This is a genomic window from Ferrovum myxofaciens (assembly GCF_000735045.1).
Taxonomy (GTDB): domain Bacteria; phylum Pseudomonadota; class Gammaproteobacteria; order Burkholderiales; family Ferrovaceae; genus Ferrovum; species Ferrovum myxofaciens.
On the sequence record NZ_JPOQ01000153.1, the window covers coordinates 1 to 645 of the forward strand.

At 50.1% G+C, this 645-nt stretch carries 1 protein-coding gene; it reads right to left on the minus strand.

Annotation, left to right across the window (positions count from 1 at the left end; genetic code table 11):
• Positions 1 to 91 precede the first annotated feature (91 nt).
• Positions 92 to 334 (minus strand): zinc ribbon domain-containing protein, encoded by a 243-nt coding sequence (locus IV91_RS0112030; RefSeq protein WP_031598738.1) that lies wholly within the window; start codon positions 332 to 334, stop codon positions 92 to 94.
• Between the last annotated feature and the right edge of the window lie 311 nt (positions 335 to 645).

Sequence of the window (645 nt, forward strand, 5' to 3'; positions counted from 1 at the left end):
GTAATCGCTCATGTACTAATTATACAGATGCTAGATATATAATGCAAGACAAATCTAAGTCAAAACCAACTTCCCGCTTTCCTCCCCATGGCTAAAGCGAGGGGATTCTCGCGGAGATGGGTTGAGTCACTTCGGTGGGTTCCTGCTTCACGGAACGGCCTGACTGCGCCGATTCTCCACAGGCTAACAAGCGATGTCCTCGCTCTAAAATATTGATAGCGCCAACCCTATCGGCGTTGTTCTCATAGCCGCATTCCACGCACGCAAACTTGGCTTGTGTCTGGCGATTATCTGCCGACACATGCCCGACGCGTTCGTGGTTGGTGATCGTCATCTTAATCCCTCTGTTCCAAACTCGCTGTAGCCCAGGCAAGTGTTTGTTCTACTATATCAATGAACCAAGTCGGTTCACACAAAGGTGGCTCATCATCGGGCAGTTCCTCATAACGTAGCACCACGCCATACGGCACCAACTGCCCCAATTCGTCAGCATTGGGTGGCAGCGTTTGCTGCGCTTGCCTGCGTATTCTGGTGAAGATGACCGGTGATTCTGGTTATCGTGACCGATGGTTAGGTCATGGGGTTACGCGCTTATATTGTACTGTGATCGGTCACGATGACTCGATATTTTCCTCCTTTTTCATG

Excerpts from the sequence above, each read along its gene's own strand:
- IV91_RS0112030 (WP_031598738.1), bottom strand. The coding sequence starts at position 334 with ATGACGATCACCAACCACGAACGCGTCGGGCATGTGTCGGCAGATAAT.